Below are 23155 nucleotides of genomic sequence, written 5' to 3'. Positions count from 1 at the left end.
ATAGAACTTCTTCCAAAACAATGCGGCACTTTTAATAGCGAGATTAAGCGCCACTAGTGCGGACATGAAAAACCGGCCAAAGCCGGTTTTTCATGTAGTCGTGCAGTACTAGAGATTATTCCCACTCAATCGTAGCCGGCGGCTTCCCGCTGATGTCATACACCACACGGGAAATACCGTTCACTTCGTTGATAATGCGGTTGGAGACGCGGCCCAGGAAGTCATACGGCAGGTGCGCCCAGTGGGCGGTCATAAAGTCGATGGTTTCGACCGCGCGCAGGGAGACAACCCAGTCATACTTACGGCCATCGCCCATCACGCCAACGGAACGCACTGGCAGGAAGACGGTGAACGCCTGGCTCACTTTGTTGTAGAGATCGGCTTTGCGTAGCTCTTCAATAAAGATATGGTCCGCGCGGCGCAGCAAGTCACAGTACTCTTTCCTCACTTCGCCGAGTACGCGAACGCCAAGGCCCGGGCCCGGGAACGGATGGCGGTACAGCATGTCGTACGGCAGGCCGAGTTCGAGGCCGATTTTGCGTACTTCATCTTTGAACAGCTCTTTCAGCGGCTCAACCAGACCCATCTTCATCTCTTTCGGCAGACCGCCAACGTTATGGTGAGACTTAATCACGTGCGCTTTACCGGTCGCAGAGGCTGCGGATTCAATCACATCCGGGTAGATGGTGCCCTGTGCCAGCCACTTCACATCTTCCAGCTTCAGCGCTTCTTCATCGAACACTTCTACAAACACGCGGCCGATGATTTTACGTTTCGCTTCCGGATCGTTCTCGCCAGCCAGCGCGCCGAGGAAGCGCTCTTCTGCCGGAACGTGAACAATGTTCAGACCAAAGTGGTCGCCGAACATATCCAGCACCTGCTCTGCTTCGTTCAGGCGCAGCAGGCCGTTATCGACGAAGACGCAGGTCAGGTTTTTGCCAATTGCGCGGTGCAGCAGCATCGCGGTGACGGAGGAGTCCACGCCGCCGGAGAGGCCGAGGATCACTTTATCGTTGCCAACCTGCTGGCGGATGCGCTCAACGGCGTCATCGATGATTTTTGCCGGTGTCCACAGTGCTTCGCACTCGCAGATATCGCGCACAAAGCGCTCCAGCATACGCAGCCCCTGGCGGGTGTGCGTCACTTCCGGGTGGAACTGCACGCCATAGAAACGCTTCTCTTCGTTAGCCATAATGGCGAACGGGCAGGTTTCAGTGCTGGCAACGGTAACAAAGCCGGACGGGATCGCCGTCACTTTATCGCCGTGGCTCATCCACACATCCAGCAGCGCTTTGCCGTCTGCGGTCAGGGCATCTTCAATCCCACGGATCAGCGCGCTTTCGGTCTGCACTTCAACCTGCGCATAACCAAATTCACGCTCGTTAGAGCCTTGAACGTGGCCGCCAAGCTGCATCGCCATGGTCTGCATGCCGTAGCAGACGCCGAGCACCGGCACACCGGCGTCGAAAACGTACTGCGGCGCGCGCGGGCTGTTCTCTTCGGTGGTGCTTTCCGGGCCGCCGGAGAGGATGATGCCGCTTGGGTTGAAGTCGCGGATCTGCGCTTCAGTGACATCCCACGCCCACAGTTCGCAGTAGACGCCGAGTTCACGCACGCGGCGTGCGACTAACTGAGTGTATTGCGAGCCGAAGTCGAGGATAAGAATGCGATGTTTATGAATATTGTCCGTCATTGACGTTAGTTCCGAGGCAAAGAGCGAGATAGAAAAGTCAACGCCCGGCAAAAACCGGGCGCGAATTGCATTAAGAACCCATGCGGTAGTTCGGGGATTCCTTGGTGATGGTCACGTCGTGAACGTGGCTCTCCTGGATGCCCGCGCCGCTGATGCGCACGAACTCCGCTTTGGTGCGCAGGGCGTCGATGGTACCACAGCCGGTCAGACCCATACAGGAACGCAGGCCGCCCATCTGCTGGTGAATGATCTCTTTCAGACGGCCTTTGTAGGCCACGCGGCCTTCGATACCTTCCGGCACCAGTTTGTCGGCAGCGTTATCGGTCTGGAAGTAGCGGTCGGAGGAGCCTTTGGACATCGCGCCCAGCGAGCCCATCCCGCGGTAGGATTTGTAAGAGCGGCCCTGGTAGAGTTCGATTTCGCCCGGGGACTCTTCGGTACCTGCCAGCATGGAGCCGACCATTACCGCGCTTGCGCCAGCGGCGATCGCTTTAGCGATATCGCCAGAGAAGCGGATGCCGCCATCGGCGATAACCGGGATATCCATCCCTTCCAGCGCTTCAACCGCGTCGGAAACGGCAGTGATCTGCGGAACACCCACACCGGTAACAATACGGGTCGTACAAATAGAGCCAGGACCGATACCCACTTTCACCGCGCTGACGCCAGCTTCAGCCAGCGCGCGAGCGCCTGCGCCGGTCGCAACGTTACCGCCGATGATTTGCAGATCCGGGTATTTGGCGCGCGTTTCGCGAATACGCTGCAACACGCCTTCAGAGTGGCCATGGGAGGAGTCAATCAGCAGTACGTCAACACCGGCGGCAACCAGCGCATCAACACGCTCTTCGTTGCCCGCGCCCGCGCCGACCGCTGCGCCAACACGCAGACGACCCTGCTCATCTTTACAGGCGTTCGGTTTACGTTCTGCTTTCTGGAAATCTTTTACAGTGATCATGCCGAGCAGGTGGAAGCTGTCGTCCACTACCAGCGCTTTTTCGACGCGCTTTTCATGCATTTTGGCAAACACGACTTCGCGCGCTTCACCTTCACGTACCGTTACCAGGCGCTCTTTCGGCGTCATATAGACGCTGACCGGCTGGTTGAGGTCGGTAACAAAACGCACGTCACGACCGGTGATGATGCCAACCAGTTCGTTCTCTTCGTTCACTACCGGGTAGCCAGCGAAGCCGTTGCGCTCGGTCAGCTCTTTCACTTCGCGAAGAGTAGTAGTCGGCAGCACGGTCTGCGGCTCTTTTACCACGCCAGACTCATGTTTCTTCACGCGGCGTACTTCATCCGCCTGGCGCTCGATAGACATGTTTTTGTGAATAAAGCCAATGCCGCCTTCCTGTGCGAGGGCGATCGCCAGACGCGCTTCCGTTACGGTGTCCATTGCCGCAGAGAGCATAGGAATGTTCAGGCGAATGGTCTTCGTCAGCTGAGTGCTTAAATCGGCGGTATTCGGCAGAACAGTGGAGTGGGCGGGAACGAGGAGGACGTCGTCAAACGTCAAAGCTTCTTTAGCGATACGTAGCATGGGCAATATCTCTGACCTGGGTGGTTAAATATTGCCGTGGCATTATACAGAGCGTAACCGATTGCATCTACACTTTTTTGGAAAAATACTTGTAATCAGGTGACATCAGGCTACTATCGACCGAATAACTTGCTGATTTAGAATTTGATCTGGCTCACATGTCCTCATTGCAAACTCCCTCCATTTATACCGTCAGCCGCCTTAACCAGACGGTGCGATCGCTACTGGAACGCGAGCTGGGCCAGGTGTGGATCAGCGGCGAAATCTCCAACTTTACCCAGCCCGCTTCCGGTCACTGGTACTTCACCTTAAAAGATGACACCGCCCAGGTGCGCTGTGCGATGTTTCGCAACAGCAACCGCCGCGTCACCTTCCGCCCGCAGCATGGGCAGCAGGTGCTGGTGCGCGCCAACATCACGATGTATGAGCCGCGCGGTGAATACCAAATCATCGTCGAGAGCATGCAACCGGCGGGTGAAGGGCTGTTACAGCAGAAGTATGAGCAGCTGAAAGCGAAACTGGCGGCGGAAGGGCTGTTCGATCAGCAGTTTAAACATCCCCTGCCCTCACCGGCGCACTGCGTTGGGGTGATCACCTCAAAAACCGGCGCCGCGCTGCACGATATTTTGCATGTGCTGAAACGCCGCGATCCGTCTCTCCCCGTGGTGATCTACCCGACCGCCGTACAGGGCGAAGATGCACCGGCGCAAATCGTGCACGCCATTGCCCTTGCCAACAGCCGTGACGAGTGTGATGTGCTGATTGTGGGGCGCGGCGGTGGTTCGCTGGAAGATCTCTGGAGCTTCAACGACGAACGCGTCGCGCGCGCCATTTTTGCCAGCCGTATTCCGATTGTCAGCGCCGTCGGCCATGAAACGGATGTCACCATCGCCGATTTCGTCGCCGACCTGCGCGCGCCAACCCCTTCGGCGGCGGCAGAGATTGTCAGCCGTAACCAGCTTGAACTGCTGCGCCAGGTGCAGGCGATGCAGCAGCGTCTGGAGATGGGGATGGATTACTATCTGGCAGGTCGCAACCGCCGCTTTGCCCAGCTTCATCACCGTCTGCAACAGCAGCACCCGCAGCTGCGCCTCGCACGTCAGCAGACGGTGCTCGACCGCTTGCAGCAGCGTATGCATAACGCGCTGGATACGCAGCTTAAGCGCGCGAATACGCGTCAGCAGCGCGTGCTGCAACGGCTTAATCATCACAATCCGCAGCCGCGCATCCACCGGGCGCAAACGCGGGTGCAGCAGCTTGAGTATCGCCTGAGCCAGTCGATTCGCGATCGCCTCGGCAGCACGCGCGAGCGCTTCGGCACCGCCCTCACCCATCTGGAAGCCGTCAGCCCGCTGGCGACGCTTGCGCGCGGCTACAGCGTCACTACCGCCACCGACGGGAAAGTACTGAAACAGACTAAGCAGGTGAAAGCGGGCGATACGCTCACCACCCGCCTGAATGATGGCTGGGTCGAGAGCGAGGTGCGCATTGTCACACCGGTGAAACAACCGAGAAAACGAAAAACCCCGTAGTTAAAACTCTTAATGCGGTGAGGCGACCTATACTTTTGTTGTTCTTTTGATTTTATCAAGGAGATCAACATGACCACTCGCTTCCCGCACACCGTTATTCCCCCCTACATTCTCCGCCGCATCATTGACCAGGGCTCTGAAGTACAGAAGCGCTGCGCGAAACAAACCCTGATGCATGTCCAGACGCTGATGGCCCACAGCCACGGTAAACCGAGCGCTCCGCAGGCGAACTCGCCGGGCGAACTGGTGCGCGATATCTATGATGCGCATAACAAAGAGAGCCTGCCGGGTAAGCAGGTGCGTTATGAGGGCCAGCCTTCGAATGGCGATGTCGCCGTCGATGAAGCCTATGACTATCTTGGCGTCACCCACGACTTTTTCTGGAAGGAGTGGAAACGTAACTCGCTGGATAACAAGGGCCTGGTGCTGAGCGGCACGGTGCATTACGGCCAGGAGTATCAGAACGCCTTCTGGAACGGTCAGCAGATGGTGTTTGGCGATGGCGACGGTGAAATCTTTAACCGTTTCACTATCGCCATTGATGTGGTGGCACACGAGTTAAGCCACGGCGTGACAGAGTCGGAAGCGGCGCTGATCTACTTTGAACAATCGGGCGCGCTGAACGAATCCCTGTCGGATGTATTCGGCTCGCTGGTTAAGCAATACCACCTCAAGCAAACCGCAGACCAGGCGGACTGGATTATCGGCGAAGGGCTGTTAGCCGAAGGCATCAACGGCAAAGGGCTGCGCTCAATGTCCGAGCCGGGCACCGCCTATAACGATCCGCTGCTCGGCAAAGATCCGCAGCCCGCGCACATGAAGGACTTTATTAAAACCCGCGAAGATAACGGCGGCGTGCACCTTAACTCCGGTATCCCGAACCGCGCATTTTATCTCGCGGCCACGGAGATTGGCGGTTATGCGTGGGAAAAAGCGGGCTACGCCTGGTACGATACGGTCTGCGATCGCCAGCTGGCGCAAAACGCCGATTTTGCCGCCTTTGCAAAACTGACCATTCATCACGGCGAAAAACGTTCCGGTAAAGCGGTGGCGGCGGCCATTGAACAGGCGTGGAAAGATGTCGGAGTCTTATAATGAACGAACCCGAACTGACCGACGATGCGGTTGTCGAGCTGGCCCGTGAAGGCGGCGTGGCTTATATCCCGATGCTCGCCGGGCGAAGGCGGATTGTTATCGCCCAGTTGACCGACGAGCAGCGTCAGCGGCTGATTGAGATCCTGCACCAGGCGTTACCGCTGGCGCAGCCTCCCGGTCAGGCTGACTCACCGGGGCGCGGCGACCAGCGCTTTTACCGTTTGCAGATCACCTGGACCACGCGGCAGACGGATATGCTGCTGCTGATCCCGGAGAGCAAAGCGCCGCCGTCGTTCGTTGAGCTGTGGCGCGAAGGCGAAGGCTGTATCTGCAAGCCTTAGCGCAGGGTGAATTCAACACGCTTTTTGGAAATCAGCCCGTGGCCGTGCTGGCAGAAGTAGTCCACCGCGCCACAGGCTTTTAACACCTCAAGCGGCTGGTGACACTCCGGGCAGGCGGCATTCACCTCCATATCTTTATTGCACGTGGCGCAGTGCGCCATGGTTCCGGCGAGTTCCAGCTCGCCGTGGCAAGTCGGGCAATTCAGTTGCATAAGGCACTCCCCACAATCGTTTCAGATTGACCTAATGATACACCCTCAAAAACAAAACACCCGCCAGCGGCGGGTGAAGTGAACGGTTACTTACCTTTCTTAAGGTGCTTAATCAGGCGCTTACGCTTACGTAACTGGTTCGGCGTCAGCGTGTTGCGCTTGTCAGCAAACGGGTTCTCGCCCTCTTTGAACTGGATACGAATCGGGGTACCCATCACTTCCAGCGATTTGCGGAAGTAGTTCATCAGGTAGCGCTTGTAGGAGTCCGGCAGGTCTTTCACCTGGTTGCCGTGGATCACCACAATCGGCGGGTTATAACCACCGGCGTGGGCGTATTTCAGCTTCACGCGACGGCCACGCACCAGCGGCGGCTGGTGATCTTCTGCCGCCATGTTCATGATGCGGGTCAGCAGCGCAGTGCTGACGCGGCGGGTGGAGCTGTCATAGGCTTCACGTACGGATTCGAACAGGTTACCGACGCCGCTGCCGTGCAGGGCAGAGATAAAGTGCACGCGCGCAAAGTCGATAAAGCCGAGGCGGTAATCGAGCGTCTCTTTCACCTGCTCTCTCACTTCCTGGCTCAGGCCGTCCCACTTGTTGACGACAATCACCAGCGAGCGGCCGCTGTTGAGGATAAAGCCCAGCAGGGAGAGATCCTGATCGGAGATACCTTCGCGGGCATCAATCACCAGCATCACTACGTTGGCGTCTTCAATCGCCTGCAGGGTTTTGATAACCGAGAACTTCTCGACCACGTCGGTAATTTTGCCGCGCTTACGCACGCCCGCGGTGTCGATCAGGACATATTCGCGCTCATCGCGCTGCATCGGAATGTAGATGCTGTCGCGGGTGGTGCCCGGCATGTCATACACCACGACGCGGTCTTCACCGAGAATGCGGTTAGTGAGCGTTGACTTACCGACGTTCGGACGCCCGACAATCGCCAGCTTAATCGGCAGATCCTGCGGGTTGAAATCGTCTTCCGGCTCTTCGGCTTCGCCGTTCGCAGCAGCTTCAAACTTCGCCCAGTACTCAGCCTCTTCATCCACCTCTTCCGGCGGGTTCAGCTCGTCCATCCACGGCATCAGCACATGCTCAAGCAGGCTGGTGACGCCGCGTCCGTGTGAAGCGGCAATGGCGTGTATTTCGCCAAGACCGAGGGAGTAGAAGTCAGAAACCGCCTGATCCGGGTCGAGGCCATCAGTTTTGTTGGCGACGAGGAAGGTGGCCTTCTCGCGCGAGCGCAGATGCTTGGCGATAGCGATATCGGCCGGCATCAGCCCGGCGCGGGCATCGACCATAAACAGCACGACGTCAGCTTCTTCAATCGCCAGCAGCGACTGCTCCGCCATACGCGTTTCAACGCCATCTTCGGTGCCATCGATACCGCCGGTATCGATACAGATAAATTCGCGGCCTTCTACTTCAGCACGACCGTACTTACGGTCACGAGTCAGACCCGGAAAATCCGCTACAAGCGCATCACGGGTGCGAGTAAGACGGTTAAATAGCGTGGATTTCCCAACGTTAGGGCGCCCGACAAGCGCGACCACAGGTACCATGTTTAAAGCCTCATTGCAGAAAATTCATTAGCAAAACGTCACGATTTACGCGGCGTTTTAAAAACAGGAAAACGGCTCCTGCAACAGGAGCCGTCTTTCAGATACGACACTCTCAGCGCGCTTAGCGCGTGAGGGCGTACAGCGTGCCGTCTTTCGCCTGGATAAGCAGTTTGCCGCCAGCCACAACCGGCTCGGTCAGGAAGCCGGAACTATCGACTTTCTGCTGGGCAACAAAACGACCATCTTCGACGTTAATCCAGTGGAGATAGCCTTCGCTATCGCCGGTCACAATATAACCATTATAGAGCGCCGGAGAGGTCAGGTTGCGGTGCAGCAGATCGCTCTGCGTCCACAGCGTCACGCCGCCGTCGGTGCTCAGGGCAAGCACGCGATCGTTCTGATCGATGATGTAGATACGGTTGCCATCAATCACAAAATCGCTTACCGAGCCAAGATCGCGTTTCCACATGATCTGGCCGCTGCGCAGATCCAGCGCCGTCATATTACCGTTATACGCCAGCGCGTAAACCACACCATTTACCACTACCGGCGTGGTATCGACGTCGCTCAGACGGTCGATTTCGGTCGGGCCATTTGCCTGGGAGATGCGCTGCTGCCAGATCAACTGGCCCTGCTGCATCAGCACGGCGCTGACGCGTCCGTTATCACCGCCAACAATGGCAGCGCCAAACGCGGTGGTCGGCGCAGATTCACCGCGCAGAGAGAGCGACGGCATATCGAGGTTAACGGTCCATTTCACCGCGCCATCCGCTTCGTTCAGCGCCTGCAACTGACCGTTGCTGGTGTGAATCAGCACCAGACCGTCGCTGACCACCGGACGAGAGAGGGCTTCACCCACTACGCCAGTTTTCCAGGCCACGGAACCATCGCTGGCGTTCAGCGCATAGACCTGCGCCTGCTCGGTACCGATGTAGACTTTACCGCCGGAAACGGTCACGCCGCCGGAGAGCAGCGCGGCGCGGGTGGAGAACCAGCCATCTTTCTCAGCCAGATTTACCGACCAGATTTCACGGCCATCATCAATGCTGAGCGCTTTCACCACGCCATGACGATCGGCGGCGTAGACCACGCCATCGGCAAAGGCCGGGTGCAGAGTGGAGTAATACTTGCCGATACCGTTACCAACGGAGGTGCTCCACGACGTAGACGGCGTGAACTGGTTTTCGACCACCGGCAGCGGCGACATTTTGACAACATCTTCTTCGCCGTTGAAGAGGGAACAGCCGCTCAATAACGTGACGGAAAGCAGCCCTGGCAGTAGTAATTTACGCAATTGCATCGGGTCCCTCTTAGATGGACAAATTATTAATTTTCATCTGCATCATTTCACTCAGCGCAGGAGAAGCATTGTTTTTAATGCCGTTTTCCCATGCGGTGCGCGCACCTTTTTTGTCGCCTTTGCTCAGCAACGCTTCGCCGCGCAGATCCGCAACGATGGCCGACCAGCTTTCACCTTTCACGGCATCCAGCGTTTTCAGCGCCGCGCCCTGCTGCTTCAGTTGTACCTGAATGCGCGCCAGACGGACATTGATCATCGACTTCAGATTCTCATCGTCGGTCGCAGCCAGACCCTGTTGCAGCTGTGCAGCGGCTTTTTGCAGATCGTTCTTCTCAACGTAACGCTGAGCCAGCTCAAGCGAAGCCAGCGCACCGTAGCTGTTTTTGTTATCAGCAGCGAACTTTTCCGCCGCGGCATAGGAGTCCTGTTTGCCGGCCTGCAGCGCGCTTACCGCGCTCTCATACGCCTGCGAGGTCTCGCGCGCATTGTCCGCCTGATGGCTGTTCCAGAAACGCCAGCCCACCAGCGCGCCGATACCCAGTACTACCCCAACGGCCAGCGCTTTGCCATTGTCGGCAAAGAAGCGCTTAATCGCGTCTACCTGGTCGTTTTCGTTTTCGTAAATTTCCACGCAGTCCTTCTCCTTAACGATAAATCACCGGGGAGATTAGCCCAGTAGTGTGCGCAAATGCGCCGCAACGCTATCCTGCGTTACCGTACTCTGCTCACCAGAGCGTAAATCCTTCACCACAACATTTCCGTCGGCAATTTCAGACTCGCCGAGCACCAGCGCGACGCGAGCGCCCCACTTATCTGCACGGGCAAACTGCTTCTTAAAGTTGCCGCCGCCGTGGTTCATCATCAGCCGCACGCCAGGCAGCGCATCGCGCACCTGCTCACCCAACAGCATCGCTGCGGATTGCGTGTTAGCGCCAGACGCCACCAGGTAAATATCGACAACGGATTCGGCTTTAAATTCCGGATTAACTGCCTGAACCAGTAAAACAAGTCGCTCAAGACCCATCGCGAAGCCAACCGCTGGCGTTGCGCGACCGCCCAGTTGCTCAACCAGGCCATCGTAACGGCCGCCGGCGCAGACGGTGCCCTGCGCGCCGAGGCTGCTGGTCACCCACTCAAACACGGTGCGGTTGTAGTAATCGAGACCGCGCACCAGGCGCTGGTTAACGGTATAGGCGATGCCCGCCGCGTTGAGGAAAGCGCAGAGACCGGCAAAGTGCTCGCGTGACTCATCGTCAAGATAATCGCCCAGCTTCGGCGCATCGTTCAGCAGCGCCTGAATATCCGGGTTTTTGGTGTCCAGCACGCGCAGCGGGTTGCTGTACATGCGGCGCAGGCAATCTTCGTCAAGCTTGTCTTTATGCTGCTCCAGGAACGCCACCAGCGCGTCGCGATAGGTCGCGCGGGCCTCCAGCGAACCGATGGAGTTAAGTTCAAGCGCAACGTGGGAAGCGATACCCAGCTCGCGCCACCAGCGCGCGGTGAGCATAATCAGCTCGGCGTCGATATCCGGCCCCTGCAGGCCAAAAACTTCCACACCCAACTGATGGAACTGACGGTAGCGCCCTTTCTGCGGACGCTCGTAGCGGAACATCGGCCCGACATACCACAAGCGCTGTTCCTGATTGTACAGAAGACCATGTTCGATGCCGGCGCGTACGCAGCCCGCGGTACCTTCCGGACGCAGCGTCAGGCTGTCGCCGTTGCGGTCGTCGAAGGTATACATCTCTTTTTCAACCACGTCGGTCACTTCGCCGATCGCGCGTTTGAATAACGGGGTCTGCTCTACAATCGGCAAACGGATTTCACTGTAACCGTAGCTGCCGAGCACGTTCTTCAGGCTGCTTTCAATGCGCTGCCAGATGGCGGTCTCGCCAGGCAGATAATCGTTCATGCCGCGAATGGCTTGAATATTTTTTGCCACGTTTATTCTCTTTATTAATACAAAAAATGAACCCTCAGGGCGGCGACAAAAGCGGTCGCGCCGGGCGGGCTCATGATACACGGGATGCCAGCCTTGGCGGCACCCTTATTTTTCTACCTGCATGACGTCGATGCGACGCGTTTCATCCAGCATCGCGGCTTTCGCACGAATACGCGCCTCAAGCTGGCTGATCATATCGCCGTTATCGAGGCGATCTTTACGTACGCCATCTTCATACAGGCCGCTTTTCTTATTCCCGCCGGTCACGCCAAGGGTCGAGACCAGCGCTTCGCCCGGCCCGTTTACCACGCAGCCGATAATAGAAACATCCATCGGCGTGATGATATCTTCCAGCCGCTGCTCCAGCGCGTTGACCGTACCAATCACGTCAAACTCCTGACGGGAGCAGGTCGGGCAGGCGATAAAGTTAATGCCGCGCGCGCGGATGCGCAGGGATTTGAGGATATCGAAACCGACTTTGATCTCTTCAACCGGATCCGCCGCCAGCGAGATGCGCAGCGTATCGCCGATCCCTTCCGAGAGCAGCAGGCCTAAGCCAATCGCCGATTTCACCGAGCCTGCGCGCGCGCCGCCCGCTTCGGTGATCCCCAGATGCAGCGGCTGATCGATCTGCTTCGCCAGCAGACGATAGGACTCAACGGCAAGGAAGACGTCAGAGGCTTTCACGCTCACTTTGAACTGGTCGAAGTTGAGACGATCGAGATGATCCACATGGCGCATGGCCGATTCGAGCAGCGCCTGCGGCGTCGGCTCGCCATACTTTTCCTGCAGATCTTTTTCCAGCGAACCGGCGTTAACACCGATGCGGATCGGGATGTTTTTATCGCGCGCGCAGTCGACAACGCTGCGGATGCGCTCTTCGTTACCGATATTGCCAGGGTTGATACGCAGGCAATCGACGCCGTACTCGGCGACTTTCAGCGCGATGCGATAGTCAAAGTGGATGTCCGCCACCAGCGGGACACTCACCTGCTGTTTGATAAGCCTGAACGCTTCTGCCGCGTCCATTGTCGGTACCGAGACACGCACGATGTCTGCGCCGACGCGCTCTAATGCTTTGATTTGGTTGACCGTTGCTTCAACATCCGTGGTGCGGGTGTTTGTCATAGACTGCACGGCGATGGGAGCCCCATCGCCGATCGGCACATTACCAACATAAATCCGTTTTGATTTCCGCCGTTGGATCGGCGACTGGTTATGCATGAATGATCTCCCGCGTTGCCCGTCTGTTACTGTGCTGCTGATTGTTCGGCATTGAGGGTCAGACGCGCAACCTGGTTAGTTCTGATAAAACGACTCAGATCGACAGGTTTCCCCTGGAACTGGATCTGGACAGCCGACGGCGCGCCAATTTTCAGTTTATAGGGTGCCTGGCCGGTGAGATTCAGCGTGGCATCTTTACGCTGCATACCGCTAAAGAGTTTCTTACCGGTCGCATCGCTCACTTCCAGCCAGCAGTCGGCATTAAAGTTCATCACCAGCGCGTTCGCGTCGGCAGATGCGCCCGCTACGCCAGCCTGATCGGTTGGCAGCTGAGAGGCGTTATTGGCGGTAGCAGCAGGCTGCTGGGCAGAAGGTTCGACGTTCGCCTGTGAAGGCGGAACCACGCTGTTCTGATTGGCTGTGGCGGCAGGTGAAGTGGTTGCAGGTGCCTGCGTACTGTTGGTCGGGGCCGGGGTTTCAACCGGGGTGGAACCGTTATCCACCGGGGTAGAGGCAGCCTGGTTATCCAGCGGCACGCTCTGGCCGTTGCTGGCATTAAGCTCGGCGGAGGATTGATCGGCCATGGTGCTGATCTCTTCCTGCTGCGCTTTGTGGTTTTGCCACCACCAGGCACCCGTCAGGCCCACTACCACAAACAGCACCAGCCAGGTGACGCTCATCAGCCAGCCGTCGCGTTTTTTGCGCGGTTTACCCAGCGCAAAGCCCTGCATCGGTGCGACTTTTGCCGCGCGGATCGGCGCTTGTTTCTCAAGAATCGGCAGCAGCTCTTCTTCTGGAATGTGTACCAGGCGAGCATAGGAGCGGATATAACCGCGCACAAAGGTGGATGCCAGATCGGCAGGCGACCTGTCCTCTTCGATATCGCGTACCGTGGAGACCTTCAGGCACAAGCGTTCGGCAACCGCTTGCTGGCTGAGTCCAAGTTGCTCACGAGCATTGCGCAGACGAACGCCCGTGGATTGTGCTTCGTTTTGGTCTTGAGTGGCTTCAGTATTCATTCGCTACAACTACTGGTACGTGAAAAGTAAACACACAGGCGCGCGTAACCGCATAACCTACACACGCCGCGAAAAATCCGGGTCAGTTAAACGTAGACCCACAGTATAAGACTGTCAGGTTCGTGATAACAGGACGGCTTTCAGCACTATTTGCTAAGCCGTTGTTCCAGCATTACATACTGCCTCAAAGTAAGAGGAAACGCACCGTAATTATTAACGGCCTCTATATAAGCAGGCCAAATATTCAACATATTCCAAACCTGCGGCGCCAACTTCGCGCCGCAGTCACGCTTACACCGCTTTAACCGCGATCGGCTCGCCCTGCAGGCGTTTACGCATCGTGCGCTTGGTACGGTCGATGACCTCGCCCGCCAGCTGACCGCAGGCGGCATCGATATCGTCGCCACGGGTTTTACGCACAATGGTGGTAAAACCGTAGCTCATCAGCACTTTGCAGAAACGGTCGATACGGCTGTTGGAGCTGCGGCCATACGGCGCGCCCGGGAAGGGGTTCCACGGGATCAGGTTAATCTTGCACGGCGTATCTTTCAGCAGCTCGGCCAGCTCATGGGCGTGTTCAGTGCCGTCATTGACGTGATCCAGCATCACATACTCAATGGTCACGCGTCCCTGGTTGGCGTTGGACTTCTCCAGGTAGCGGCGCACCGACCCGAGGAAGGTTTCGATATTGTACTTTTTGTTGATCGGCACAATTTCGTCGCGAATGGCGTCATTCGGCGCGTGCAGCGAGATCGCCAGCGCAACGTCAATCATATCGCCGAGCTTGTCGAGGGCCGGAACAACGCCGGAGGTCGAGAGCGTCACGCGGCGTTTGGAGAGACCAAAGCCGAAATCATCCAGCATGATCTCCATCGCTGGCACCACGTTGGTGAGGTTCAGCAGCGGTTCGCCCATGCCCATCATCACCACGTTGGTGATCGGGCGGTTGCCGGTCACACGGGCAGCGCCAATGATTTTCGCCGCGCGCCACACCTGGCCGATGATTTCCGATACGCGCAGGTTGCGGTTGAAGCCCTGCTGCGCCGTGGAGCAGAATTTGCACTCCAGCGCACAACCGACCTGGGAGGAGACGCAGAGCGTCGCGCGATCTTCTTCCGGGATATAGACGGTTTCAACGCGCTGATCGCCGACGGCGATAGCCCATTTGATGGTGCCATCAGAAGAGCGTTGCTCCTCGACGACTTCAGGGGCGCGGATCTCCGCGACCTCTTTTAACTTGCCACGCAGCACTTTGTTGATGTCGGTCATCTCATCAAAGTCGTCGCAGCAGTAGTGATACATCCACTTCATCACCTGGTCGGCGCGAAACGGTTTTTCGCCTAAGTTTTTGAAAAACTCACGCATCTGCTGACGGTTAAGATCCAGCAGGTTAATTTTTGCATCTTTGTTTGGAACCGTAAGAGCGTCGCTCTCAGACATGGCAATTTGTTCAGACATATTTTATTCCGGCCTCGTTATTACACGTTGTGGCCCGTGGAGGGTTAAAAAGAAGCGCCCCAGGCAAGCTTCAGCTCATCCTGGGGCGCAACATTGTACAAATTCTGTCGCACAGATACCACGCCTGGACGCGGCATTTACCAATTAAAGTGTAAATCTCGTTACACAGTTAACCGGAAATTAACGGGTGCGCGGGCAAACTTCGCCTTCAGCGAAGAAGTAAGCGATTTCGCGAGCGGCAGATTCAACGGAGTCGGAACCGTGGGTGCCGTTCTCGGTGAAGCTGTCTGCGTAATCTGCGCGCAGGGTACCGGCCAGTGCGTTGTCCGGGTTGGTTGCGCCCAGCAGATCGCGGTGACGCTGAACGGCGTTTTCGCCTTCCAGTACGGAAACCACGATCGGGCCGGAGGTCATGAACTCAACCAGGCCATCAAAGAACGGGCGACCTTCGTGCTCAGCGTAGAAGCCGCGCGCCTGCTCAACGGTCAGGTGCAGCATTTTGGTGCCAACGATTTTAAAACCTGCCGCTTCAAAGCGAGAGAAGATGTTACCAATAACGTTTTTTGCCACCGCGTTCGGTTTGATGATGGAAAAAGTACGTTCAATAGCCATGATTACCTCAGTAAGTTGTTCTGTTGCCCTGAATAGGTGTGGCGCGGATTATAAAGAGCAACACCGGTCTTGCCTATGGATTAAGGTAACATTTTTTTAAAATAAGACGAGTTTGAGCAACACCAACACCTGAAGGTGCCCTTTCTCGCCCTATTGCACCGTAAACTGCACCGCGGCGACCTGCCCCGCCTCATCCATTACCACCAGTTGATAGTCGCCGGCTTTATCGATCTTCAGGCTCAATATGCTGCCGCGCGCCGTTAACGGTTCACCGTTCAAAAACCACCAGCGTCCCCCTTCTCCACCGCTGCTTTGCAGAGGCAGAATCGCAAAATCCTGACCGGGTACGCGTTTGATCACCGCCCCTTCGCGCACGCCGTTTAACAACAACGGCGGCGGTGCGTTCTCATCCCGCGGCGGGCAAACGCGGTCCGCAGGCGGTAAGCGCGCGGCGCGGCGCTCGCCGGGCGGCAGCCACGGCTCAAGCGGCAGCGGCCAGACGATCCAGTTTTTCTGCTGCGCATCCGGGCAATCCGCCGCCACGCGCCGCCCCTGATGGTTCAGCCACAGCGGAAAACTGATGCCGTGCAGCCCTTCCTGCTCCGGCATTAACAGCGTCGGCGGCTGGCTGCCATCAAGCAACCAGGTCGCAAGGCGGCGGCGGCAGTTACTGTCTCCGGCAGGCAGGCTCTGCCCGCCCGGCCAGCAGATCACCCCGCTGCTTACCGACGCCGGACGCGGGTCGCGCGGCAAACGCGCCTGATCCAGCGCGGAGCGCGGTTGCAGCAGATTGTTCACCTGGTTGAGCAGCGGCACGGCGCTGGCAAAACCAAACTGCCCGGCAACCGGCGTGCCGTCCGGGCGACCGGTCCAGATACCGATCACATACCGGGAGTTGAGGCCGATGGCCCAGGCATCCCGGTAGCCATAGCTGGTGCCGGTTTTCCACGCCAGCGGCACCACCTGCGGCAGTGCGCTGTCCGGCACCGGCTGCGCTTCATTCGCCAGAATCCGGCGGATAATCCACGCCGCACCCGGCGACATCAGGCGACGTTCAGCCAGCGGTTCATCTGGAGTCAGCCTTAATTTGCCAGCTTTACCCTCGCGGGCAAAAGCGCTGTAGGCGGCAGCGATATCCTCCAGCCGCGCACCCGCGCCGCCGAGGATCAGCGACAGGTTTGGCTCCGCGCCGGCGGGCAGCATCAGAGGCAGCCCGATATTGCGCAGATTAGCGGCAAACTTCTTCGGCCCGTAGGCCTCCAGCACCTGTACCGCAGGCAGGTTCAGCGAGCGTACCAGCGCCTCGTTCATGCTCACCGGGCCATGAAAACCGCTGTCGAAGTTACCGGGGCGATAATCCCCGACGCGCCGCGGCACATCCTGTAACAGGGATGCGGGGTGGATCAGCCCTTCGTCCAGCGCCAGTCCGTAGATAAAGGGTTTCAGCACCGATCCCGGTGAGCGCACGGCGCTGACCATATCAACATGGCTGAAACGGCTGTCGTCGTTAATATCCACCGACCCCACCCAGCCGCGCACTTTCATATCCGTATGGTCGACCACGATGATCGCCAGCGAACTGCGCATCGGCAGCCGGGATTTGACGCTCAGCGCCAGCTCCTCCAGCTGTCGTTGCAGGCTGGCGTCCAGCGTGGTGGTCACCTTCAGCTTTTTGTTGGCTCCCAGCATGCGGCGGGCAAAGAGCGGGGCCAGCTGCGGCATCTGCCGCGGCGCTAACCACACCGGCTCTTCGCGCGACTCTTTCACCTGCGCCACCGGCCACACCTGCTGCGTCACCATGCGATCCAGCACTTTATCGCGCGCCGCCTGCGCCCGCTGCGGCCAGCGGTCCGGGCGTAAACGGCTCGGCGCCTGCGGCAGCACGGCGAGCAGCGCCGCTTCCGCATAGCTCAGCTTTGAGGGCGGTTTGCCGAGATAGGCCCAGCTTGCCGCACCGACTCCCTGCAACGTGCCGCCAAACGGCGCGCGGTTGAGGTAAATGGTCAAAATGTCGCGCTTGGAGAGATGCCACTCCAGCTGCATCGCCCGCCACAGCTGGCGAACTTTGCCACCAAAGGTGCGCGGATGCGGATCAAGCAGACGTGCCACCTGCATGGTGAGCGTACTGCCGCCGGAAACCACGCGCCCATAGCGCAGATCCTGCCAGGCCGCGCGCGCAATAGAGAAGGGATTAACGCCGGGATGGTCCCAGAACCAGCGATCTTCATACTGGATAAGCGCCTGTAAATAGTGCGGCGAGACCTCTTCAATAGTGACCGGATAGCGCCAGATACCGTCGGCATCAGCAAAACGCCACAGCGGCGTGCCATCTTCAGCCACCACCACCCGCGCGGGCGAAACCTCGTTCAGGGGCAGTGGCCAGATTTTATCGGCGGCGATAACCAGCAGCACAAAGAGAAGAGGCACACCCGCCAGCCAGCGCCAGCGGGTGCGTATCAGAGAGACGATCTTCACGTTATGGCGTGATGATCAACGGGCCGCTGGCCGCGCCGGTTGCCCGCCACTGCGGAACATACATTGATTCCACCTGCGGAGCCGGAACCTGGTAGGTGCCAGGCGTCACCGCACGCGCCAGATAGACCAGCGTGACTGGCTGCCCTTCGCTCACCGGTACGGCGGCGACAAAGCGATCGTCACGGAACTCCATATGCTGAATATCGGCCTGCTGCATGCGGTTGAGCAGCTCCTGCACTTCGCTGCCGCTCTCCTGCAGGCTGGCGCTGCTGCTGGCCAGGTTCTGGTTCTCCAGCTCCAGACCCGCAGGCAGCAGATCGACCACCAGCGCGTCCGGGACGTTCTGGCTGGCCGTCACTTCCAGCCACACCAGCACCAGCTCACCGCTCTTCAGGGAAGAGAGCGGCTTGCTGCGCCCGTCGGTGCCGAGCACGTTGCGCTCGATATGCAGGACTTTGCCGGAAGGTGCCGGAGCCTGCTCAGGATAGCCAGTGGTATCCAGGCGCAGCCACAGCGGTGTGGTGCCGCTGTTGGTCACCTGCAACGCACTCAACTGGTCCGCCTCAAGGTTACGGCTCTGCGCGGTGTTACCGGCCAGCATCGCGGTATCAAGCGAGGTTTGCGCCTGCCAGTTACCGGTGCTGTTTTGCAGATTGCGGCCTGCCATAAACAGCGCGTTGCTCTCCTGGGTTGAAAGCCAGCGCTGGCTGTAGGCCTGCTCGGAGAGCGTAGCCAGCAGGTGCGCCTGCGCGTCCGGCAGCAGCTTGTTGTCCTCCAGTAGCGCCAGCATCAGCGCGTTATCACGCAGGCTGCTGCCGTAATCCGCCAGCCAGCGGTTTTCCGCAATGCGATCGGTTTTCAGCGCCAGCGCGATAGCCTGATCGCCGCGCTGGGCATCACCCATCAGCTTCAGCGCAACGCCAAGCTGCATTAACGGCAGCCCCGCTTTCGCCTGCTCGTGGCGCTGCCAGATTTCACGCAGCGCGCCCAGCGGCGCTTTCTGCTGACGAGCCAGCACCAGACCGGCGTAGCTCTGCACGGCAAATTTCGTCGCTGGCAAGTCGTCGCTGTAACGTACCGACATCGCCGCCGGATCCTGCAAATAGCGCAGCAGGCGGTTGTTAGCGTTGTTCAGCGCTTCAGCCGGAACGCTGTAGCCCTGCGCCGAGGCGCTGACGAGGAAATCGGTCACGTAGGCGGTCAGCCAGTACTCTTCCGATCCGCTCTTATCCCATAGAGAGAAGCCGCCGTCATCACGCTGCATCTGCAACAGGCGGGAGATACCGATATCCACCGCCGCGCGGCGCTGCTCATCGCTCTCGCCTTTGATGCCCAGCGCTTTAAGCTGTGCGGCATTGGTGTAGAGCGACGGGAAGAGCCCGCTGGCGGTCTGCTCCAGACAGCCGTACGGGTAAGCGCGCAGCTCCTGAATGTAACGGGCGACATTGAGCGGCGGTTTGCCGCTCAGCAGCAAGCGACCCTGCAGCGTGGCAGGCGAGATGCCCGCCAGATGCTGGCCCGGTACCTGCCAGCTTTCACCCGGATTGAGCATCGCACCGGTGTTGATGGTCTGCGCGGCGAAAGGCGGGCGTACGCCAATCTTCCACTGCTTCTGCTGCGGCGCGAAGGTTTCGCCCGGCAGCGCAAGGCCGCTGATTTGCGCGGCAATCTCGCCGTCGCCGAAGCCGTCCAGCGCGCGCACCGGAATAAAGAGCGTGGTGCGTTTACCGGCCCCAAGCGTGACGCTCTGGGTGGCGGCACCCTCAAGCGACAGCAGCCCGCTTGCCGTCAGATCGACATTCAGGGTTTGCGGCTTGTCCGTCAGGTTGCTGAGATCCAGCGTCAGGCGAGAGGTGTCACCGCTGCCGAGGAAGCGCGGTGTGTTCAGCTCGGCAATCACCGGGGCTGCGACTACCACTTTGCTTTCGCTGCTGCCAAAATCGTCTGCCGTCCAGGCCTGCGCCATGACGCGCAGCTCCCCGTTGAAGTCGCCAATCGGCATCGTTACGGTGCCTTCGCCGTTTTCATCCAGCGTCACCGGCTGCGCCTGCTGGGCAATAATGGTGACATGGTTAACCGGCGGTTTGCCGCCGCGGTTCAGCTCATCGCCGTCGCCGCCGAAGCGCAGCGCCGCAAGACGACCCTGGCCTTCAATCACCTGGCCGTAGATATCATAGATATCGGCACCATAGCGTTTCTGGCCGAAGAAGGCCTGCCACGGATCCGGCGTCACGTAATCAGTGATGTTCAGCACCCCGCTGTCGACAGCGGAGAGCAGCACATTTACCTGCTTCGGCGTCGCGCCATCTTTCATCGAGGCTTTAACTTTGACCTTCAGCGGCTGGTTAGGGCGCATTTTTTGCGGTGCGTCGAGGGCAATCTCCAGGCGGCGGTTCTCATCGCCCATCGGCAGATGCAGCAGGCCGACCGCGCGTTTTGGCGTGGCGGATTTCGACTTATCGCCAGGGCGCACCACCAGCGTGCTGATATAGAGATCGTGGCGCTGCCACTTCTGATCGACCGGGATCGAAAGATCCAGCCCGTCAGCCGGAACGTCAATCTCCTGCCACCAGAGCGGACCTTCGCTGGATTCGATCATCGCATAGCCTTTGCCCGCGGCCGGTGCGGTGATGTGCAGCTTAACGGTATCACCAGCTTTGTAAGAGGGTTTATCAAGCTTCATGGTGACGCGATCCGGGCGTGCCGCACCGGCGCCGTCGCTGTTATCCTGCCAGCTGTAGCCGGCCCAGAAACGCACGCTGCTGACGGTCTCATCCGGGCCTTTGACCTCCAGACGATAGGAGCCCCAGTCCACCGGGAAGGTGACTTTGCCGGTCTCATCGGCTTTCAGCGTCAGGATCTGCTCGCCTTCCACCAGATCTTTCTGGTTGAACTGCGACTGCCAGCCGTCGTTTTCCGACCAGTTCCAGAAGTAGTCGCGGCGCTCGCGGATCAGGCGCACCTGCAGGTCGCTGACCGCTTTTTTGTTGCCCTGCGCGTCGGCATAGACAATATCGAACGCGGCGTTACCGCCCTCATCGACAATCGGCTGATTGACGGTGGTGTCGGTGCGGTAGTCATAGACCGCTTTTGAAGCGAACTGCGGGCGAATACCCGGCAGAGCGGGCGCAGGCCAGATCGCCTGCTCCGCGCGACGGGTCACCGGACGGCCGCCCGACTCCAGCAGGCTGGCCTGCAGAATCACTTCCAGCGGCGAATGGGAATCCTGCCACTGGCTCGGCGTGGTCACTTCGCCTTTCCCCTCATCATCAAGGGTCAGATGGGTTTCATCGAGGCTGCGGCTCAGGTTCTCTTCGGCGATATCGCCAAACTGGAAACCTGGCAGCGCGGCAACCGCTTCACGCAGCGGGCGCAGGAACAGCTGCCCCTGCAGGGCGTTGCCGCTGGCTGGCGCGCCGTAGAGATAGTGGCCTTCAATGCTAAACACCACGTCTGCGGCGGGTGCCAGCGGTGTCGGCTGCGGCGTAACATTCAGCGCCATGCGCTCCGGCATAAAGTCTTCGACGTGGAAGCTCCACTCGCGCGACAGGTTGTCGCCGGTATTGGCGCGAACATGCCACATGCCGGTCTGCGCGCTGGCATCCAGCGCATAAGTGAAGTGATAAAGGCCGTTCTGCGGCTGGCTCACCACCGAGCGAACCACCTGGCCGTCCGGTTTTACCACTTCCAGCTTCACCGGCTGTGCGGCAATCGGCTTGCCGTCGCTGTCGCGCAGCAGGCCGTTGAGGATCACCGTTTCGCCAGGGCGATAGAGATCGCGCGGGCCAAACATAAAGAACTGTTTGCTGTAGCCTGGCTCGCCGGTAATGGCGAACTCGGCGAGATCCAGCGCCGGGAGGTTAAGGTCGAGCAGCGTGGTTTCGCCCTCTTTACGCGCCAGCAGCAGCGCGCCCTCTTTATCGGTGCTTAAGGTGGCGTGACCATCGCTGTCGGTCTTCGCCTGCGCCAGGCTCTGCCCCTTCTCATTGAGCAGCATCACGTCGATACCGCCGAGCGCCGCGCCGCTTTCCAGCCCCTGGGTGAAGATATCCAGGCGGTTATGGTAACGGTGCGCAGAGAGGCCAATGTTGCTGAGCGTGAAGAGCGTTGCGGCATTGCTGTAGTTGTAGTGCCCCGCCTGGTTCATCACGGCGATATAGACGCCCGCCTGTTGCAGCGGTTTGATGCTGCTCAGCGGCAGCATCAGTTTTTCGCGAGTGTTGCGCGCCGGGTTGAGGTCGAAGCGCCCGGTATAGACCAGATCCGCCATCTTCAGCAGCGTATCGGACTCCCAGTTGGAGAGCGAACTGCGGTACTCCCACTGGCTAATGAATGAGGCCAGCGATTCCGGCTTCACGCGGTAGAAGTTGATGTCGACATTTTCGACGTTGAGCGCCATCACCGGCAGCCCTTCAACCACTTTACCCGGCAGCAGCGAGCCGCGGCTGGCAAAGCCAACACTGGGCTGAATATCCTGGGTGGTGATCGACTTCTCGAAGCTCTTGCCGAAGGTGGCTTTATTGAGCGCAACCAGCCCGCTATCAACCGATACCAGCAGTTCGCGGTTCGGCTCAAGGTGGCGCAGGCGCAGCTCTTTCAGGTTCGGTGCCAGTTCCCAGGCACCGTCGACTTTGCCGCTCTTCTTATCAACCAGATGCACCACCTGGGCAAAATTCTGATCCGGATCGAGCGGCACCGAGAAGGTCAGCACCAGCGTGGCGCTGCCGTCGAGCTGCACTTCGGACGCATCCAGCAAGTTTAAGGGCTTGCCTTCGCTACGCGCGGCAAGTTCATCGCGTTTGGCTTTATCCGGCATGGCTGCTGCCGCAGGCGTTTGCGCGGCGGATGAGGCGGACGCGGGTTCAGGCGCGCTGGCGCTCTTAGGTTTATCGTTATTGTCACAGCCTGCAAGCGTGAAGGCGGTGAGGAGCGCGAAAGTCAGCGCCGCGTAACGTAGCGGTTTCATTCTTTATCCCTGAGTGATTGACCCGTTGTGAGAGGCGTCGTCATTATCATTCGCAACGGTAAGAAATACAAAATATCTGATGGATTCTGGAAAGCATCTCGCAAAGCGCATTTTTTGCGCGACGCCCGTGGTGTTAGGCCGATCACACCCCGTGACGTAACATGTTACGTTGCGCGTCATTTGTTTT

16 protein-coding genes are annotated in these 23155 nt (G+C 58.8%); 3 read left to right on the top strand and 13 right to left on the bottom strand.

Features of this window, described 5'->3' with window-relative positions; translation table 11 throughout:
* Positions 1-115 precede the first annotated feature (115 nt).
* Both guaA and guaB read right to left on the bottom strand, forming a co-directional pair.
* Positions 116-1693 (bottom strand): glutamine-hydrolyzing GMP synthase, encoded by a 1578-nt coding sequence (gene guaA, locus ACWPW2_RS20375; protein ID WP_454125003.1) that lies wholly within the window; start codon positions 1691-1693, stop codon positions 116-118.
* A gap of 70 nt (positions 1694-1763) precedes the next feature.
* On the bottom strand, positions 1764-3230 hold the full coding sequence (gene guaB, locus ACWPW2_RS20370) for an IMP dehydrogenase (protein WP_023481215.1): 1467 nt from the start codon (positions 3228-3230) through the stop codon (positions 1764-1766).
* Between the two features lie 158 nt (positions 3231-3388).
* Between guaB and xseA the strand changes: the two genes are divergently transcribed.
* From xseA to ACWPW2_RS20355, 3 genes are all read left to right on the top strand, one after another.
* Complete coding sequence (gene xseA, locus ACWPW2_RS20365; RefSeq protein WP_454125001.1) at positions 3389-4762, top strand: exodeoxyribonuclease VII large subunit; 1374 nt, start codon at positions 3389-3391, stop codon at positions 4760-4762.
* Positions 4763-4831: 69 nt separating this feature from the next.
* Complete coding sequence (locus tag ACWPW2_RS20360; protein WP_124967594.1) at positions 4832-5857, top strand: M4 family metallopeptidase; 1026 nt, start codon at positions 4832-4834, stop codon at positions 5855-5857.
* Complete coding sequence (locus ACWPW2_RS20355; protein WP_042713916.1) at positions 5857-6198, top strand: protealysin inhibitor emfourin; 342 nt, start codon at positions 5857-5859, stop codon at positions 6196-6198. Before ACWPW2_RS20360 ends, ACWPW2_RS20355 begins: the two co-directional genes overlap by 1 nt.
* Here ACWPW2_RS20355 and ACWPW2_RS20350 read toward each other — a convergent pair.
* From ACWPW2_RS20350 to ACWPW2_RS20300, 11 genes are all read right to left on the bottom strand, one after another.
* Positions 6195-6410, bottom strand: a complete 216-nt coding sequence (locus tag ACWPW2_RS20350) for a zinc ribbon domain-containing protein (RefSeq protein ID WP_124967593.1) — start codon at positions 6408-6410, stop codon at positions 6195-6197. The two genes, ACWPW2_RS20355 and ACWPW2_RS20350, sit on opposite strands and share 4 nt — an antisense overlap.
* A gap of 86 nt (positions 6411-6496) precedes the next feature.
* Complete coding sequence (der, locus tag ACWPW2_RS20345; protein ID WP_023481267.1) at positions 6497-7972, bottom strand: ribosome biogenesis GTPase Der; 1476 nt, start codon at positions 7970-7972, stop codon at positions 6497-6499.
* Positions 7973-8093: 121 nt separating this feature from the next.
* Complete coding sequence (gene bamB / locus ACWPW2_RS20340) at positions 8094-9272, bottom strand: outer membrane protein assembly factor BamB (RefSeq protein WP_326900203.1); 1179 nt, start codon at positions 9270-9272, stop codon at positions 8094-8096.
* A 10-nt stretch (positions 9273-9282) separates the two neighbouring features.
* Positions 9283-9903, bottom strand: a complete 621-nt coding sequence (locus ACWPW2_RS20335; RefSeq protein WP_454124997.1) for a YfgM family protein — start codon at positions 9901-9903, stop codon at positions 9283-9285.
* A gap of 36 nt (positions 9904-9939) precedes the next feature.
* On the bottom strand, positions 9940-11214 hold the full coding sequence (gene hisS, locus ACWPW2_RS20330; RefSeq protein ID WP_454124995.1) for a histidine--tRNA ligase: 1275 nt from the start codon (positions 11212-11214) through the stop codon (positions 9940-9942).
* Positions 11215-11319: 105 nt separating this feature from the next.
* On the bottom strand, positions 11320-12438 hold the full coding sequence (ispG, locus tag ACWPW2_RS20325; RefSeq protein ID WP_023481201.1) for a flavodoxin-dependent (E)-4-hydroxy-3-methylbut-2-enyl-diphosphate synthase: 1119 nt from the start codon (positions 12436-12438) through the stop codon (positions 11320-11322).
* Between the two features lie 26 nt (positions 12439-12464).
* On the bottom strand, positions 12465-13457 hold the full coding sequence (gene rodZ, locus ACWPW2_RS20320; protein ID WP_023481275.1) for a cytoskeleton protein RodZ: 993 nt from the start codon (positions 13455-13457) through the stop codon (positions 12465-12467).
* A 291-nt stretch (positions 13458-13748) separates the two neighbouring features.
* Complete coding sequence (locus ACWPW2_RS20315; RefSeq protein ID WP_023481226.1) at positions 13749-14915, bottom strand: bifunctional tRNA (adenosine(37)-C2)-methyltransferase TrmG/ribosomal RNA large subunit methyltransferase RlmN; 1167 nt, start codon at positions 14913-14915, stop codon at positions 13749-13751.
* Positions 14916-15095: 180 nt separating this feature from the next.
* On the bottom strand, positions 15096-15527 hold the full coding sequence (gene ndk, locus ACWPW2_RS20310; RefSeq protein ID WP_023481239.1) for a nucleoside-diphosphate kinase: 432 nt from the start codon (positions 15525-15527) through the stop codon (positions 15096-15098).
* Between the two features lie 150 nt (positions 15528-15677).
* The gene (gene pbpC / locus ACWPW2_RS20305; protein WP_454124992.1) at positions 15678-18002 is read right to left on the bottom strand and encodes a peptidoglycan glycosyltransferase PbpC; all 2325 of its coding nucleotides are present in this window, start codon (positions 18000-18002) and stop codon (positions 15678-15680) included.
* A 1-nt stretch (position 18003) separates the two neighbouring features.
* Positions 18004-22968 carry an alpha-2-macroglobulin family protein gene (locus ACWPW2_RS20300; RefSeq protein WP_454124990.1) on the bottom strand — a complete coding sequence of 1655 codons (4965 nt, stop codon included), beginning with the start codon at positions 22966-22968 and terminating at the stop codon, positions 18004-18006.
* Positions 22969-23155: the final 187 nt, after the last annotated feature.

The sequence above is a fragment of the Kosakonia sp. Marseille-Q7440 genome (assembly GCF_965119485.1).
The sequence above is the reverse complement of the archived record's forward strand: the minus strand, read 5'-3'. Positions and strand labels throughout refer to the sequence as shown.

Bases quoted from the DNA above. Each gene is read 5' to 3' on its own strand.
- ACWPW2_RS20355 (WP_042713916.1), top strand. From the start codon at position 5,857: ATGAACGAACCCGAACTGACCGACGATGCGGTTGTCGAGCTGGCCCGT.
- ndk (WP_023481239.1), bottom strand. From the start codon at position 15,527: ATGGCTATTGAACGTACTTTTTCCATCATCAAACCGAACGCGGTGGCA.
- ACWPW2_RS20315 (WP_023481226.1), bottom strand. From the start codon at position 14,915: ATGTCTGAACAAATTGCCATGTCTGAGAGCGACGCTCTTACGGTTCCA.
- ACWPW2_RS20360 (WP_124967594.1), top strand. From the start codon at position 4,832: ATGACCACTCGCTTCCCGCACACCGTTATTCCCCCCTACATTCTCCGC.
- bamB (WP_326900203.1), bottom strand. From the start codon at position 9,272: ATGCAATTGCGTAAATTACTACTGCCAGGGCTGCTTTCCGTCACGTTA.
- guaA (WP_454125003.1), bottom strand. From the start codon at position 1,693: ATGACGGACAATATTCATAAACATCGCATTCTTATCCTCGACTTCGGC.
- ispG (WP_023481201.1), bottom strand. From the start codon at position 12,438: ATGCATAACCAGTCGCCGATCCAACGGCGGAAATCAAAACGGATTTAT.
- ACWPW2_RS20350 (WP_124967593.1), bottom strand. From the start codon at position 6,410: ATGCAACTGAATTGCCCGACTTGCCACGGCGAGCTGGAACTCGCCGGA.
- rodZ (WP_023481275.1), bottom strand. From the start codon at position 13,457: ATGAATACTGAAGCCACTCAAGACCAAAACGAAGCACAATCCACGGGC.
- ACWPW2_RS20300 (WP_454124990.1), bottom strand. From the start codon at position 22,968: ATGAAACCGCTACGTTACGCGGCGCTGACTTTCGCGCTCCTCACCGCC.
- der (WP_023481267.1), bottom strand. From the start codon at position 7,972: ATGGTACCTGTGGTCGCGCTTGTCGGGCGCCCTAACGTTGGGAAATCC.
- xseA (WP_454125001.1), top strand. From the start codon at position 3,389: ATGTCCTCATTGCAAACTCCCTCCATTTATACCGTCAGCCGCCTTAAC.
- guaB (WP_023481215.1), bottom strand. From the start codon at position 3,230: ATGCTACGTATCGCTAAAGAAGCTTTGACGTTTGACGACGTCCTCCTC.